We start from the raw sequence: 15535 nt of genomic DNA on the forward strand, positions 1-15535 counted from the left end.
TCCCACCAATTGGACATCTTTCGTATAACGGCGCAGGAGCATGTTTTGAGCACGTCAGTCAGTGAGAATCCACCCAAGCCGGAGGGCGGCGACGCAGATACCGTCGCCGGAGTGCCGCGCAGCCGAATCGTGGTCGCCAGCATGGTGGGTACGTCCATCGAGTTCTACGACTTCTACATCTATGCAACAGCGGCAGTATCGGTGTTCCCGCACCTGTTCTTCCCGAAGGGCAACGACACCACCGCGCTTCTCGCGTCGTTGGCGACGTTCGGACTCGCGTTTGTCGCCCGTCCCCTCGGCTCGATTCTCTTCGGACACTTCGGTGACCGCGTCGGACGCAAGGCAACTCTGGTCGGCTCGCTGCTGACGATGGGCATCGCGACCTTCCTCATCGGACTGCTGCCCACCTATCACCAGATCGGTCTACTGGCCCCGGCGCTGTTGGCGCTCATGCGTTTCTGCCAGGGCCTCGGACTCGGCGGCGAATGGTCGGGTGCGGCGCTGCTCGCGACCGAGACAGCCAAGGAAGGCAAGCGGGCCTGGGCGGCGATGTGGCCGCAACTCGGTGCGCCCATCGGCTTCTTCATGGCCAACGGACTGTTCCTGATCATCACGTTGTTCATGAATCACGACAATTCCAGCCCGGACCTCGAGGGTGCCTTCCTGAGCTGGGGATGGCGAATTCCGTTCCTGCTCAGCGCAATCATGGTGATGATCGGCCTGTACGTCCGGCTCAAGCTCGAGGAAACCCCGGTGTTCGCGCGTGCAGTCGAGCGCGGCGAGAAGGTCAAGACTCCGGTCGCCGAGGTATTCAAGACCAGCTGGCGTCAGCTGATCATCGGTACGTTCGTGATGCTCGCGACGTACACGCTGTTCTACATCATGACCACCTGGGTTCTCAGCCACGGAACCGGCAAGACGCCGGCCGACGGTGGAACCGGTGCGGGCTTCAAGTACACCGATTTCCTTGTCCTGCAGTTGATCGCAGTCGTGTTCTTCGCTGCCGCCGTGCCGGTCTCGGGTTGGCTCGCCGACCGTTACGGGCGTCGTATCACCTTGCTGATCATCACCGGTCTGATCATGGTGTTCGGCTTGACCTTCGGTGTCTTCCTCGAACCGGACGGAATGAACGACGGTCGCATGTTGGCGTTCCTCATCGTGGGCATGCTGCTCATGGGCCTGACCTTCGGCCCGATGAGTGCCGTTCTCCCGGAACTCTTCCCGACCAACGTCCGCTACACGGGCTCGGGAATCGCGTACAACACGGCCAGTATTCTGGGCGCAGCGGTGGCGCCGTTCATCGCCGTCTACCTCGCGAAGAACTACGGCGTCGGTTGGGTCGGCATCTATCTTCTCGTAGCGGCGACGCTGACTTTTGTCGCGCTGCTGGTCATGCGTGAGACGAAGGGTGAGTCGCTCGACGATGTAGGGGCATAACCCTGCTGTGCGCCTTTATTAACCCCCGGCGGTTAATAAAGGCGCACAGCAGTTGTCAGGGAAGCTGAGCAGGCAGGACGTGCTCACCGGTCTTGTCGGTGCTCAAGGCCAGGGAGCTGATGTACTGCTTCTCGCCGTTCGGACCGGGCACGTTCGACGCGAGCATGTCGGGACGCTCGAATTCGATTCCGCTGACGCAGCACAGAAGCGTTTCACCGGAGGGGTTCCCGTACTCGTCGAACATCGGCAGATCGATGCCGTCGTCGGTGCGTCGTAGGTAGTACTTTCCCTTGGTGGCGACGGCCAGGACCGGCGGCATCACCAGCGCGATGACGATTGCGACGATCGGGGAGAACGGCTTGATCGCCGAACCGAAAGCACCGAAGAACACCAGGATCGAAATGCCCGCGGCCAGCAGCATCGACACGAAGCCGACGGGGTTGACGTCGTAGAGCATCCCGCGTCGGAACTCGGGGACTTTCGGGGAGAGCTTCAACCAGTACTTGTTGATCGCGATGTCCGAGGCGACGACCACGACCCAGGCGATACCGCAGTTGGCGTAGAAGCCCAGGATCGTGTTGAGGAAGTCGAACATGTTGGCTTCCATCAAGATCAGTGCGATCGCCAGGTTGACCAGAACGAAGACCATGCGTCCGGGGTAGGTCTTGGTGACGCGGGTATACGAGTTGGTCCAGGCCAGTGAGCCGGAGTACGCGTTGGTGACGTTGATCTTGATCTGGCTGATGACCACGAGGATCACGGCCAGCGTCATGGCCAGCCAGTGCGGCATCATGTCCTGGTAGATCTCGAGGAACTGGTGCACGGGCTGGTTGGCGATCGAGGATCCGTCGACGACGTTCGCGATGATGTACACGGCGAGGAACAGTCCGACGATCTGCTTGAACGCGCCGAAGATCACCCAGCCGGGGCCGGCGAGAATTACTGCAGCCCACCAACGACGGGTGTTTTCCGGCGTCTTGGGCGGCATGAAGCGCAGGTAGTCGATCTGCTCGGCGATCTGTGCGATCAGCGACAAGCAGACACCCGCGGCCAGCATCACCGATCCGAAGTTGACGCCCTTGCCGTTTGCGCCGTCCTCACCGCCGAAGGCGAAGAACGCGCTCACCGAATCAGGGTGCTTGAACAGCAGATACAGGAACGGCAGCACCATCATGACGAGCCACAGAGGCGTCGTCCACACTTGGAGCTTTGCCAGAGCCTTCATTCCGTAGATGACCAGTGGAATGACCATCAGGGTCGAGACCGCGTAGCCGATCGAGAGTGGTATCCCGAGCCCCAGTTTCAAACCCTGGGCCATGATGGAACCTTCGAGCGCGAAGAAGATGAAGGTGAACGTCGCGAAGATGACGTTGGTGACCACCGAGCCGTAGTAGCCGAAACCGCTTCCGCGAGTGATCAAATCGAGGTCGATATTGTATCGCGCGGCATAGTAGGCGAGTGGGAAGCCGGTCGCCATGATGACGACGGCAAACACGGCGATGCCCAGCAATGCGTTACCGGTGCCGTACGAGATGCCGATGTTGGCGCCGATCGAGAAGTCTGCGAGATACGCGATTCCGCCGAGCGCGGAGGTAGCGACGACGCCGGTTCCCCATTTGCGGTAGCTGCGTGGCGCAAATCGGAGGGTGTAGTCCTCCAGAGTCTCCTTCAGTGCGGCATTCTCACCGAGATCTGCCCTGTCCGGTGCGCCGGCGGACACCTGCTCGTTCACTGCTGTCATGACGTCACTTCCCCTGGGTGCCTGTGCATGTGCACTTTGTGGTGCAGGCACCCAACCTAGGGAGGTGGCGTTACGCGGACATGTTTGAAATGTGTCGCCCACGTTGCGGATTCGATCCGCAACGTGAGCGAGCACTCATGGGACTTTCTTTACCTGTATCTGATCACCAACTGCCCGCGCCTGCAAGGCGAGTGGCTGCGTCCCGACCGGCCGAAGGTCGAGAACGGCGGCGGCCACCGGGTCGGCCAAGACGTTCCGGATGGTCCGGCGCAGGCCACGTGCTCCGTACACCGGGTCGAACCCGCGCCGTTGCAACAGGGCGACGGCGCTGTCCTCCACCTCGACGTCGATGCCTCTCCTGGCCAACCGAGTCGTGATCAGTTCGATCTCGAGACGGGTCACTTGTTCCGCGGTCTGTTCGTCGAACTCGTCGAGGATCACGGTTTCGTCGATGCGGTTGAAGAATTCGGGGTCGAAGAACTTCTCCAACGCGCGTTGCACCAGATGATGACCATGGCGCGGTCGATCGATCCGGACGCGATCGGCGAGCTGCCGCAGGTGAGATCGCCGACGTTCTGCCACCGCAGCAGAGCCGAGATTCGAGGTCAGGAACACGTAGCTGTTGCGGAACGAGATCTTCTGCTGACCGTTCGCCAACCGGAGTTCGCCGTTGTCGAGGACCTGCAGGAGCGCACGCAGCACGGTGGGGTCGGCCTTCTCCACTTCGTCGAACAGGACGATTCCGGGGGTGTACGGATCGCCCTCGACGGTGTTCTTGTCGAACAGCGTGAAGGACTCCTTGCTACCGGCATATCCAGGTGGAGCCCCGGAGAACGACGCCGCATAATGCTCTTGCGCAAGAGCATTCATGTCGATGCGGCACAGATCATCGGGTCCTGACCGTAGTTCTGCGGCCACGCGCCGCACCAATTCCGTCTTGCCGACGCCGGTCGGGCCAACGAGAAGGATGTTGGCGAGCGGACGCGTCGGATCCGTGGCACCGACATGCGCGATCGAAATCGCACGAACCACTGCGTCGACGGCGGCCTGTTGTCCGACGATCTTGGAACTCAGGGCTTTCGAGAGCTTGCGAGCGTCGAAGGCCCCGACCGGTACGGGTTCGGTTCGTTCCTCGGCCGGCGGTGGTGCTGCTGCACTGTTCCGGTCATGGAGCATGTCGGTGATATAAGGCACAGTGAGATCCTTACGCTTCGATTGTCTTCTCGACCGGCAGGTTTCCGACGCGACAATCCGCTACACCCACTGTGTCTCGGGTGATGGCCTCGACGCGTTCCTGAGCCTTCTGGGCGTCGGTGACCCACAGCTTGTAAAACTCGAACGGGCAGTCCGCGACGCCCTTGTCTCCGTCACCTGCTGCGTGGACACCGGAGTAGCCGCGATGGAGGAGTTTGAAGATGTGGTTCTGGGACTGATCGTTCTCGCGTGCGTCGCGAATGGCTGAGACGGAAAGCTGCGCGTACTGGATTCCGTATTCTTCTTCGCCGGTTTCACCCAGCGTCCGGCCGTCGAATCCGATGATCGCGGAGTGTCCGAAGTAGGAGTAGACGCCGTCGAATCCGGCCGCATTGGCAACTGCCACATAACAATTGTTGGCCCAGGCCATTGCCTTGGACATCATCACCTGCTGGTCCTTGGCGGGGTACATGTATCCCTGGCAACGGACGATCAGTTCTGCACCCTTCATCGCGCAGTCGCGCCAGATCTCCGGGTAGTTGCCGTCGTCGCAGATGATGAGCGAGATCTTCAGCCCCTTCGGGCCTTCGGTGACATACGTCGTGTCTCCCGGGTACCACCCTTCGATGGGGCACCAGGGCAGGATCTTTCGGTACCTCTGAACGATCTCGCCCTTGTTGTCGATGAGGATCAACGTGTTGTACGGGGGCTTGTTCGGGTGGTCTTCGTGCTGTTCGCCGGTGATGGAGAAGATTCCCCACGTGTCGGCTTCGCGGCACGCTGCGGAGAAGATCGCGGTCTCGTCGCCCGGGATGGTGGCTGCTGTCGCGTACATCTCCTCTTCGTTGTACATGATTCCCTGCGTGGAGTATTCGGGGAAGACCACCAGATCCATTCCGGGGAGGCCGGTCTTCATGCCGATCATCATGTCGGCGATCTTGCGCGCGTTCTCGAGGACGCCGTCGCGATCGTGCAGGCGGGGCATCTTGTAGTTGACTACTGCTACGCCGACCGTGTCGTTGCTCGAGGAGATGTCACCGTGTCGCATTGTCTTTCACTCCTTGGTTGTGTCGATCAGTTGAAGACTGGACGGGATTGGGGTACTGCGGTTTTGGGTGCAGCGAGGATCTTGGCCAGGCCCAGGAGAACCAGAAGCGCTCCGGCCCAACCGGCCGCGACGGCGGGTGTGGTGTGGAAGTTGTCGGTCAGGATCAGAAATGCGGGGACCGTGCACGTGGGCTGGCTCAGAAGGACCGCCGCCCAGCCGGTGAAGCGACTGAGATTCTCGCGGCCGAGCCCGAGTACCAGGAAGAACAGCGTCCACAGCGCTGCCCATGCGAGCCAGATGACTCCGAAGACGGGGTCGTTGCTCACTGTGAAAGAGAGGAAGGAGTACACGAGCGCGGCGCACGCGACGAACAGCGAGAACCACCCGATTCCTTCCGGCTCGAAGCCGGCGAGATTGCTGATGCCCACGTAGAGATAGGTGAATCCGAACAGATAGAGCCCTGAGGCCGCCAGGACGGCACTCGAATCTCCCTGAGCCTGAATCAACATGACGGTGGGGACGACGCATTGAAGTGCGCCGACGAAGAGGTTGAGGACCGAGGCGGATCGAACGGGAACTGTGCCGAGCAGCATCAGTCCGTTGACGAAGAGGACGGCTCCCACGTAAAGCAAACCAACACTGCCCATCGGGCACCTCCGGTTACTTCGGGACGGTTACTTCGGGACGGTTACTTTCAAATGAAATGATTCCAAATGAAACTAAGTGATGCGCGCCACAGAAGTCAAGAGGGAGATCTCAGGGAAAATCTCAGAGCGTTGCGATGATCGAGAAGTCGAGTCCGTCGGCGACGGCGAGCTGAATCTTCTGCCGTGCAACACGATCACGAAACTCGACGGTTCCGCGAGGCCCGTCGTACGCGGCACCTTCGACGACGGCGTCCAGGTCGCGCGGATGTGTGCTGTCGGCGCGCCGCACCAGGGCCGAAAGGGTATGTATCCCTTCATAACACGACTCGGCGGCATTGTTCAGCGCCGGAGCGTGCGCGCCGTGCAGTGCGATGTAGCGCCCGAGAAGATCCATGGAGTTGCCGTCGACCATCGAACGGAAGTACGCGGCGGAGGCAAACAGGTTGCGGGTTGCCCTCGGCCCGCTCGCGAGCAGCATGTTCTCTTCCATCAACGGGCTGAACCGGATCATCGACTCGTCAAGGCCTCGGCGGGCGAAGGCTCGGTTGAAGTCGACGGCGTCCTGTCCGACGAGGAGCATGATCACGCCGTCGCAACCGGAGCTCGAGACGGTCTCGACCAACTGCTTCATGTTGCCGCGCCCCAGATCGACAAACGAACCGCCGACCAGGGTGAGGTCGAGTTCGGTGGCGAATTGCCTCACGGCCCCGAGCGAGCTGTGCGGCCAGATGTAGTCGTCGCCGACGACGAACCACTTGCGCGCTCCGACGTTGTCGCGCAGCCACTTCAGTGCCGGCGCGATCTGCTGCCGTGGTGTTTCGCCTGAACAGTAGATCCCTGGTCGGACCTCGCCGCCCTCGTAGAGCGAGGTGTACGAGTACGGAATACGGCCTGCGGCCACCGGTGCGAGTGCGTGCCGGACCGAGGAGATGTGCCAACCGCTGACGGCGTCGATGTCACCTGCGTCGAGTAGCTGTTGCACGCGGGCTGCGACGACGCTCGGCGAAGCGCCGCCGTCGATCACTTCGATCTGGACTTCGCGTCCCAGCACGCCGCCGGAGTTGTTGAGGTCGCGGGCGGCCAATTCGCTGATCGCCTCACACGACGGACCGAACAGTCCGGCCGGTCCCTGGAGGGGAACCACCATGCCCAGGCGCCACACCGCGCTGCGCGCGCGTTCGAGCGCGCCGGTAGCGATCATGCGTCGCCGCCGGAATCGGAAGTCAGCGGCCTGGCCTGGGTTACTATCATTTCATTTGAAAGTATTGCCCGAGAAGTGTGAACTGCGCAACAGCGGGGGAGCGATCAGTGGGAAAAAGTGACTCCGGAATTCTTGATGCTTCGCTGACGACCGCGCTGGTCCGAGCAGCTCGAATGGCCGCGGCAGCAGCGGAGAAAGCGCTGGCGGCAGAGAATCTCACTCTCGATCACTGGATGACGCTCGAAGCCCTGGCGTCGACCGAGGGGCTGACGATGGCTGAGCTGCGCGATCGAACGGGAACACCGGCTCCGACGCTGACGCGAGTTGCGGACAAGTTGGTCTCGCTTGCGCTCATCTATCGCGAGGTCGGTGAGGACGATCGCCGGAAGGTACGCGTGTTTCTCTCCTCGCGCGGAAAGTCCTTGCACAAACGGGTTGCCGCAGACATCCGCGTAGCCGAGGAGTCCTGGCTGACGCCGAAAGAGGAAGTGAAGTTGCGAGAGGGGCTTCGCCCCTGTGTGCCTTTCCGGTAGTGGGGACTACCAAAAAGGCGCACAGGGGCCGAAGGCCCTACTTGCCGCGGATGGCGTCGAATACCTTGGGGTCGACCAGGGTCGAGGTGTCTCCGAGGTCGCGGCCTTCGGCGACGTCGCGCAGGAGGCGGCGCATGATCTTGCCGGACCGGGTCTTCGGCAGTTCCGGCACGATCGTGATCTGACGCGGTTTGGCGATGGGGCTGATGTCGGTGGAGACCTGAGCCTTGAGTTCGGCGATGAGGACGTCGCCGGTGTTCTCGACGCCTTCACGGAGGATGACGAACGCGACGATGCCCTGTCCGGTGGTCTCGTCGGCGGCACCGACGACGGCGGCTTCGGCGACTCCGTGATGGTTCACCAGTGCTGATTCCACCTCGGAGGTGGAGATGCGGTGACCGGAGACGTTCATGACGTCGTCGACGCGGCCGAGGACCCAGAGTGCGCCGTCGTCGTCGTACTTGGCGCCGTCACCGGCGAAGTACCAGCCTTCTTCGGCGTAGCGGGACCAGTAGGTGTCGCGGTAGCGGTCCATGTCGCCCCAGATGCCGCGGAGCATCGCCGGCCACGGCTCGTCGAGGACGAGGTAGCCGTTGCCGCCGGGGCCGAGGGGCTTGGCGTCGTCGTCGACGATCTTCGCGGAGATACCGGGCAGTGGTGCCATGGCGGATCCGGGTTTGGTGGCGGTGATACCGGGGAGTGGGGAGATCATGATCGCGCCGGTCTCGGTCTGCCACCAGGTGTCGACGATGGGGGCTTTGTTGCCGCCGATGACCTCTCGGAACCAGCGCCACGCTTCGGGGTTGATGGGCTCGCCCACAGATCCGAGGAGGCGGATCGAGGACAGGTCGTGGGCGTCGGGGATCTCGCGGCCCCACTTCATGAACGTGCGCACGAGGGTGGGTGCGGTGTAGTAGATGGAGACGCCGTACTTCTCGATGATGTCGAAGTGGCGGTGCTCGTTCGGGGAGTTGGGGGTGCCTTCGTAGACGACCTGGGTGACGCCGTTCGAGAGGGGTCCGTAGACGATGTAGGAGTGTCCGGTGACCCAGCCGATGTCGGCGGTGCACCAGTAGACGTCTTGTCCCGCTTTGTGATCGAAGACGTTGTGGTGGGTGTACGAGGCCTGGGTGAGGTAGCCGCCGGAGGTGTGGATGATGCCCTTGGGCTTTCCGGTGGTGCCGGAGGTGTAGAGAATGAACAGGGGATGCTCGGCGTCGAAGGCCTGCGCCTCGTGCTCGGGTGAGGCCTGTGCGACGGTTTCGTGCCACCACAGGTCGCGGCCGTCGGTCCAGTCGACGTCGATGCCGGTCCGGTTGACCACCAACACGTTCTGGACGGATTCGGCGCCGGCGACGGATTCGTCGACCGCTGTTTTGATAGGTGCTGCGGCGCCGCGTCGCCACTGGCCGTCGACGGTGACGACGAGTTTGGCTTGGGCGTCGTCGATGCGCGAGCGTAGGGCGGTGGCGGAGAATCCGGCGAAGACGACCGAGTGGGTCAGGCCGAGGCGGGCGCAGGCGAGCATGGTGACGATCGCTTCGGGGATCATCGGCATGTAGATCGCTACGCGATCACCGGCGACGAGGCCGAGGTCGGTGAAAGTATTTGCGGCGCGGCTGACTTCGGCGAGGAGGTCGTTGTAGGTCAGGTCGCGGGAATCGCCTGGTTCGCCTTCGAAGTGGATGGCGATGCGGTCGCCGTTGCCGGCGAGGACGTGGCGGTCGACGCAGTTGTAGGCGACGTTGAGTTTTCCGCCGACGAACCACTTGGCGACGGGGGCGTCGGTCCAGTCGAGGACGTCGGTCCATTTCTCGTGCCAGTGAAGGCGCTCAGCCTGATTCGCCCAGAAAGCGAGGCGGTCGGTATCTGCGGCAGCCTGCAACTCCGGTCCCGCGTTGGCGGCCGCAGCGAACTCTGCGCTCGGCGGATATGCCTGGGGGACGTCTGTTTCGGCTGCGCTTGTCATGGCTGACGGCCTTCTTTCCACTTTGATCGACACTTTTCTGACTCCGTGTGAGGGTAGTCACAAGCTCGCGTAAACGCACCGTTGCATCACGTTGCAACCCATTGTCCTGCGACGATCGGTCGAATTGATGCGACGGGTGGTCGCTTCCGCCGACGAGTGAATGGGCGCGGACAGATTTCCCTCGGAATTGCGGACAATGGGTGCGATGCGCGCCCCGCGTCGGATGTGTCTATTGTCAAACCATTATTCGACCACAACTCGAAGTCACGTTCACTTTCAGTTGTAGGCGACACGACGCCGGCAGTTACGGCTGTCGGCAGGCCGCGAGCATGCTCGGGGTCACTTAGATGTGGAAGGAATTCCTTTGCGTATCTCACGCATAGCGACGGGCGCGGTCGCGCTCGGAATGACGGCAGTGCTGATCACGGCATGTTCGTCCGGCGATTCGTCGGGCGGATCGTCCAGTGGCGTCGTCAACGCCTGGGCGGGCGAGCCTCAGAACCCGTTGATCCCCACGAACACGAGTGAGAACATGGGCGGCCGCGTCCTCGACTCGCTGTTCTCCGGTCTCGTTTCGTACACCGCAGACGGCGGTACGGAGAACGAGGTTGCCGAGTCCATCGAGAGCACCGACGGTCAGAACTTCACCGTCAAGCTCAAGGACGGTTGGACCTTCACGGACGGCACCCCCGTCACCGCGAAGTCGTTCGTCGACGCGTGGAACTACGGCGCCCTCTCCACCAACGCTCAGCTTCAGGCATCGTTCTTCGATCCGATCAAGGGCTACGACGAAGTTGCCGCCGAGGTTCCGACGGCACAGACCATGTCGGGTCTGAAGGTTGTGGACGACTCCACCTTCACCATCGAACTCAAGCAGCCCGAGTCGGCGTTCCCCGATCGCCTCGGCTTCACGGCGTACTACCCGCTGCCCGAGGTCGCGTTCAAGGACATGACCGCCTTCGGTGAGAACCCGATCGGCAACGGCCCGTACAAGCTCGACGGAACCGGCGCGTGGCAGCACAACGTCCGCATCGACACCGTCGTGAACCCGGACTACAACGGCAACCGTAAGCCGAAGAACGCCGGCGTCGACTTCATCATGTACAACAGCCTCGACACGGCGTACACCGATCTCCTGGCCAACAACGTCGACGTTCTCGACCAGGTTCCGCCGAGCGCCGTCACGACCTTCGAGTCGGACCTGCCCGGACGCACCGTCAACCAGCCGTCGGCAACCATCGAGACGTTCACGATCCCGGGTCGCCTGCCGCACTTCAGCGGCGAAGAGGGCATGCTCCGCCGTCAGGCGATCTCGATGGCGATCAACCGCGATCAGATCACCCAGCAGATCTTCAACAAGACCAGGACGCCTGCACTCGACTTCACCAGCCCCGCAATCAAGGGCTGGAACGACTCGCTGACCGGTAACAGCAACGTGAAGTTCGATCCCGAGGCGGCCAAGGCTGCTTGGGCCAAGGCCGACGCCATCGCACCGTGGTCCGGCAGCTTCGAGATCGCCTACAACTCCGACGGCGGACACCAGGAATGGGTCGATGCCACGGCGAACAGCATCCGCAACACCCTCGGTATCGACGCAAAGGGCAAGCAGTACGCCACCTTCGCTCAGATCCGCACCGAAGCCACCGACCGCACCATCCAGAGCTCTTTCCGCTCCGGTTGGCAGGGCGACTACCCGCAGCAGTACGGCTTCCTGGCGCAGAACTACCAGACCGGCGGCAGCTCCAACGACGGTGAGTACTCCAACCCCGAGTTCGACCGCCTCCTGCGCGAATCGGCCGGCCAGACCGATCAGGCGAAGGCTCAGGAACTGCTCGATCAGGCCCAGGAAGTCCTGCTCAAGGACCTGCCCGCAGTTCCGACGTGGTACCGCAACGCTGCCAGTGGATGGTCGGAGAACGTTTCCAACGTGACCATCAGCTGGAACGGTGTTCCGGTCTACGAAGACATCGAAAAGAACTGACGCGTAGAACGATCCGCATCTGAAACGTGAGTTCGGGGCGGCAGGCGCCCTGCCTGCCGTCCCGAACTCGTGTTCACACCGGACTGTCCGCTGACGTACACGATCATCGACAAGGAGGTGATCCGATGCTCTGGTACATCGGTCGCCGAGTGCTTCAAATGATCCCGGTTTTTCTCGGGGCCACTCTTCTGATCTACGCCATGGTCTTCCTGCTTCCCGGTGATCCGATTGCCGCGTTGGCGGGCGACAAGGCGCTCAGTCCGGCTGTGGCAGCACAGCTTCGGGAGCGCTACCACCTCGATCTCCCCTTCTATCAGCAGTACCTGCTGTACCTGAAGGGCATCTTCACGCTGGACTTCGGCACGTCGTTCTCCGGACGACCTGTCAGTGAAGTTCTGGCACAGGCATTTCCGATCACGATGAAACTTGCCTTCATGGCACTGATCGTCGAGACCGTCTTCGGTGTCGGCTTCGGCCTCATCGCCGGCCTGCGTAAGGGCGGATTCTTCGACAGCACCGTCCTGCTGTTCAGCCTCGTTCTCATCGCCATCCCGATCTTCGTGATCGGCTTCCTGGCTCAGTTCTTCATCGGCGTCAAATGGGGCATCGTCCCGCCGACGGTCGGTGGCAACACCAGCTTCACCAATCTCCTGCTCCCTGCCCTGGTTCTGGGTTCGGTCTCGTTTGCGTACGTACTGCGACTGACCCGAACGTCCGTGGCGGAGAATCTGACTGCCGATTACGTCCGCACCGCTACCGCCAAGGGACTTTCCCGTGGACGAGTGGTTCGCGTGCACGTGTTGCGCAACTCGCTGATCCCCGTGGTCACGTTCCTGGGTGCCGACCTCGCAACGTTGATGGGCGGCGCCATCGTCACCGAGGGCATCTTCAACATCAACGGCGTCGGCGGCACGATCTACCAGGCCGTGACCAGAGGTGAAGCGCCGACGGTGGTTTCGTTCGTCACCATCCTGATCGTGATCTACCTGATCGCGAATCTGCTCGTCGACCTCTTGTACGCCGCGCTCGATCCGAGGATCCGCTATGTCTGAGACCGTGAAGACCGGACGCGCAGTCCGGCAAAGTCATTTCGTGGCACCGCCCGAAGTTGCGGCACCGGGGGAGACGGACGCCGTCAAACTCGATCAGGCGCCGACCAGCATGTGGACCGATGCGTGGCGCGACCTACGCAAGCGCCCCCTGTTCATCATCTCGACGATCATCATCCTCGCGGTCATCGTCATCGCAGCGTTTCCGAGCTTGTTCACGAGCACCGATCCGCGGTTCTGCGACCTGACCTACAGCATGCAGGGGCCGACCTCAGGGCACTGGTTCGGTTTCGACCGCCAGGGCTGTGACGTGTACTCGCGCACCATCTACGGTGCTCGCGCATCCGTACTCGTGGGCGTCGGCGTCACGGCGTCGGTGCTGGTGATCGGCGTGATCTTCGGTGCGCTGTCCGGTTTCTACGGCGGATGGACCGATTCGATCCTCTCCCGTGTCGCCGACATCTTCTTCGGCATCCCGCTGATCCTGGCTGCCATCGTCCTGATGCAGCTGTTCACCGATCGCACCATCTGGACCGTCGTCGGCGTGCTGGCGCTCTTCGGCTGGCCGCAGATGGCAAGAATCGCTCGAGGCGCGGTGATCTCGGCGAAGAACAACGATTACGTCATGGCTTCGGAAGCGTTGGGTGTCTCGAAGCTCAAGACACTGATCCGCCACGTCATCCCGAACTCGTTGGCGCCCATCATCGTGGTGGCCACCATCTCGCTCGGTACGTACATCGTTGCCGAGGCGACGCTGTCCTTCCTCGGTATCGGTCTTCCGTCCACCGAGGTTTCGTGGGGCGGCGACATCAGCAACGCTCAGGTGACGCTGCGTCAGGGTTCGACCATTCTGTTCTACCCGGCAACGGCTTTGGCGATCACCGTTCTCGGATTCATCATGATGGGTGACGCTCTGCGCGACGCCCTCGATCCCAAGTCGCGGAAGCGGTGAGCACGATGACCACCAAGGAAACTCTCACCTCGGAGGAAACTCCGTTGCTCGAGATTCGTGATCTCGAGGTGTCTTTCCAGTCCAATTCCGGTCCGGTTCCGGCAGTTCGAGGCGTCAGCCTGACCGTCTACCCGGGTCAGACGGTCGCGATCGTCGGCGAATCGGGTTCGGGTAAGTCCACCACCGCCCACTCGATCATCAATCTGCTTCCCGGCACCGGCAAGGTGACGGCAGGCGAGATCATCTTCGACGGCAAGGACATCTCGAAGGTCTCGGAGAAGGACTTCGTCCACATCCGGGGAAGCCAGATCGGTTTGGTTCCGCAGGACCCGATGTCGAATCTGAATCCCGTGTGGAAAGTGGGCTTCCAGATCGAGGAAGCACTGGCCGCCAACGGGATCGCCAAGGGCAAGGCAGCCAAGGTTCGGGCCGCCGAACTGCTCGAGGAGGCAGGACTCGCCGAAGCCGAGAGCCGGTTGGGGCAGTACCCGCACGAGTTCTCGGGCGGTATGCGTCAGCGCGCACTCATCGCGATCGGGTTGTCCGCTCGTCCGAAGCTCCTGATCGCGGACGAGCCGACGTCGGCGCTCGACGTCACCGTCCAGCGTCAGATTCTCGACCACCTCGACGGTCTGACTACGGAACTCGGCACCGCCGTTCTGCTCATCACTCACGATCTTGGCCTGGCCGCCGAGCGCGCCGAGCATCTGATCGTGATGAGCAAGGGTCGTATCGTCGAATCCGGTCCGGCACTGGAGATTCTGAAGCGCCCGCAGCATCCGTACACGCAGAAGCTGGTCGCGGCTGCGCCGTCGTTGGCGTCGAAGCGGCTCAGCTCGTCGGTGGCGCGCGCCGAGATTCGCGAACAGGCGGAAGAGGTCGCCGAAGCGGTCAAGGCCGAGGAAAGTGCGGCAGAGTCCTTCGGCAAGGTGACCGACGACGTTCTTGTCGTCGATCATCTGACCAAGGTGTTCAAGCTGCGCAAGGGTTTCCGCAAGACCACCGACTTCACAGCCGTGAACGACGTGTCCTTCAAGGTCCGCCGCGGAACCACGACTGCAATCGTCGGCGAATCGGGTTCCGGTAAGTCGACGGTCGCACAGATGGTCCTCGGTCTGCTCGAGCCCACTGCAGGCAACGTGGTCTTCGACGGTCAGGACGTGGCGAATCTCGGTGCGAAGGAAACATTTGCGTTCCGTCGACGAGTGCAGCCGATCTTCCAGAACCCCTACGGCACACTCGACCCGATGTACTCGATCTACCGCACGATCGAGGAGCCGCTGCGTACCCACAAGGTCGGGACCAAAGCCGAGCGTGAGGCTCGCGTCCGCGAACTTCTCGACAAGGTGGGTCTACCGCAGTCGGTCATGCGTCGGTTCCCGAACGAACTCTCCGGTGGACAGCGTCAGCGCGTCGCCATCGCGCGAGCGTTGGCCTTGCAACCGGAGGTCGTGATCTGCGACGAGGCGGTCTCCGCTCTCGACGTGCTCGTGCAGGATCAGATCTTGACCCTGCTCAACGACCTGCAGGCAGAGTTCGGGTTGACGTACCTCTTCATCACGCACGACCTGGCCGTGGTTCGTCAGATCGCGGACAACGTGTTGGTGATGTCGCGTGGCTCGATCGTCGAATCGGCACCGATCGACGACGTGTTCGGTAATCCGCAACAGGACTACACCCGCAAGTTGCTCGACGCGATTCCCGGTGGGTCCATCAAGCTGGGAAGCTGACGCAACAGGTAGGTAGGCAAGTCCGCAGAGGGGCTGCAAGGGTACCGTCGTTG

12 protein-coding genes are annotated in these 15535 nt (G+C 62.1%); 6 read left to right on the plus strand and 6 right to left on the minus strand.

The window, feature by feature from the left end; all coding sequences use genetic code 11:
• Positions 1-45: 45 nt before the first annotated feature.
• Positions 46-1437 carry an MFS transporter gene (locus ASU23_RS16175; RefSeq protein WP_003946096.1) on the plus strand — a complete coding sequence of 464 codons (1392 nt, stop codon included), beginning with the start codon at positions 46-48 and terminating at the stop codon, positions 1435-1437.
• A 55-nt stretch (positions 1438-1492) separates the two neighbouring features.
• On the opposite strand, the gene ASU23_RS16180 is transcribed toward ASU23_RS16175, so the two are convergent.
• The 5 genes from ASU23_RS16180 to ASU23_RS16200 all read right to left on the minus strand — a co-directional run bounded on the left by ASU23_RS16180 (position 1493) and on the right by ASU23_RS16200 (position 7268).
• The gene (locus tag ASU23_RS16180) at positions 1493-3178 is read right to left on the minus strand and encodes a cytosine permease (protein ID WP_042446692.1); all 1686 of its coding nucleotides are present in this window, start codon (positions 3176-3178) and stop codon (positions 1493-1495) included.
• Between the two features lie 135 nt (positions 3179-3313).
• Positions 3314-4372: an AAA family ATPase gene (locus tag ASU23_RS16185; RefSeq protein WP_007732419.1), complete on the minus strand. Its 1059-nt coding sequence runs from the start codon at positions 4370-4372 to the stop codon at positions 3314-3316.
• Positions 4373-4382: 10 nt separating this feature from the next.
• Entirely contained in the window at positions 4383-5420 is a 1038-nt protein-coding gene (locus tag ASU23_RS16190; protein WP_058038254.1) for an aliphatic amidase, read from the minus strand.
• Between the two features lie 26 nt (positions 5421-5446).
• A complete protein-coding gene (locus tag ASU23_RS16195) occupies positions 5447-6067 on the minus strand; it encodes an AmiS/UreI family transporter (protein ID WP_003946099.1) in 621 nt (206 codons plus the stop codon).
• 121 nt (positions 6068-6188) lie between these two features.
• Complete coding sequence (locus ASU23_RS16200) at positions 6189-7268, minus strand: substrate-binding domain-containing protein (protein ID WP_058038255.1); 1080 nt, start codon at positions 7266-7268, stop codon at positions 6189-6191.
• Positions 7269-7375: 107 nt separating this feature from the next.
• On the opposite strand from ASU23_RS16200, the gene ASU23_RS16205 reads away from it, so the two are divergent.
• Positions 7376-7801 carry a MarR family transcriptional regulator gene (locus ASU23_RS16205; protein ID WP_003946121.1) on the plus strand — a complete coding sequence of 142 codons (426 nt, stop codon included), beginning with the start codon at positions 7376-7378 and terminating at the stop codon, positions 7799-7801.
• A 37-nt stretch (positions 7802-7838) separates the two neighbouring features.
• On the opposite strand, the gene acs is transcribed toward ASU23_RS16205, so the two are convergent.
• On the minus strand, positions 7839-9770 hold the full coding sequence (gene acs, locus ASU23_RS16210) for an acetate--CoA ligase (RefSeq protein ID WP_050655293.1): 1932 nt from the start codon (positions 9768-9770) through the stop codon (positions 7839-7841).
• Positions 9771-10134: 364 nt separating this feature from the next.
• Here acs and ASU23_RS16215 point away from each other — a divergent pair, with 364 nt between their 5' ends.
• From ASU23_RS16215 to ASU23_RS16230, 4 genes are all read left to right on the plus strand, one after another.
• On the plus strand, positions 10135-11751 hold the full coding sequence (locus ASU23_RS16215; RefSeq protein WP_007732431.1) for an ABC transporter substrate-binding protein: 1617 nt from the start codon (positions 10135-10137) through the stop codon (positions 11749-11751).
• Between the two features lie 125 nt (positions 11752-11876).
• Positions 11877-12803: an ABC transporter permease gene (locus ASU23_RS16220; protein ID WP_019746637.1), complete on the plus strand. Its 927-nt coding sequence runs from the start codon at positions 11877-11879 to the stop codon at positions 12801-12803.
• Entirely contained in the window at positions 12796-13752 is a 957-nt protein-coding gene (locus ASU23_RS16225; RefSeq protein WP_019746638.1) for an ABC transporter permease, read from the plus strand. Before ASU23_RS16220 ends, ASU23_RS16225 begins: the two co-directional genes overlap by 8 nt.
• A 5-nt stretch (positions 13753-13757) precedes the next feature.
• Positions 13758-15482: an ABC transporter ATP-binding protein gene (locus ASU23_RS16230; RefSeq protein WP_156423165.1), complete on the plus strand. Its 1725-nt coding sequence runs from the start codon at positions 13758-13760 to the stop codon at positions 15480-15482.
• The last annotated feature ends 53 nt before the right edge of the window (positions 15483-15535 follow it).

Origin of the sequence: Rhodococcus sp. KB6 (assembly GCF_001445685.1) — a bacterium.
In the GTDB taxonomy this organism is placed as follows: Bacteria; Actinomycetota; Actinomycetes; order Mycobacteriales; family Mycobacteriaceae; genus Rhodococcus_F; species Rhodococcus_F qingshengii.